Here is a 586-nt window from a genome sequence, read left to right on the forward strand (position 1 = left end):
CGCGGTGATCGTGCCGGACGAGATCGGCGCGGCCTTCGCCGGTCAGACGCTCGAGGCGATGCTGCCGCCGGAGCTCGCTGCCGAGGCGCGCGCGGTGCTCGCCGAGATCGACGCCGGAGGCGTGCCGGAGCCGCGCGACTTCGCGTTCGACGTCACCGGAGAGGGCGCGCGGCGCTGGCAGCTCTCGGCCTCGGCGAACGGCACGGCCGGATATCTCTTCGTATTGCGAGACGTGACGGAGGCCCACGAACAGACGGCGCGCATCGCGGAACTCTCGGAGATCGCGCAGCGCACCTCGAACCTCGTCGTGATCTCGGACGCGGCGCGGCGGATCACCTGGGTCAACCGCGCCTTCGAGGAGACCTCGGGCTGGTCGCTCGACGAAGTGAAGGGCCGGAGCGCCGGCAGCTTCCTGCAGAGCGAGGAGACCGATCCCGAGACCGTCGCGCAGCTGCGCGCCGCGCTCGACGCCGGAGAGCCGGTGCAGGCGGAAATCCTGAACCGGGCGAAGGACGGCCGGCCCTACTGGATATGGCTCGACATCCAGCCGCTGCGCGGCGCGGACGGCACGCTCGAGGGCTTCATG

At 71.5% G+C, this 586-nt stretch carries 1 protein-coding gene; it reads left to right on the forward strand.

From position 1 onward, the window contains the following. Nucleotides 1-586: PAS domain-containing protein (locus AB6A65_RS16465; RefSeq protein ID WP_371039478.1), on the forward strand; the 586-nt coding region annotated here is incomplete at both ends.

This window comes from Rhodosalinus sp. FB01 (assembly GCF_041365715.1).
Lineage (GTDB): Bacteria > Pseudomonadota > Alphaproteobacteria > Rhodobacterales > Rhodobacteraceae > Rhodosalinus.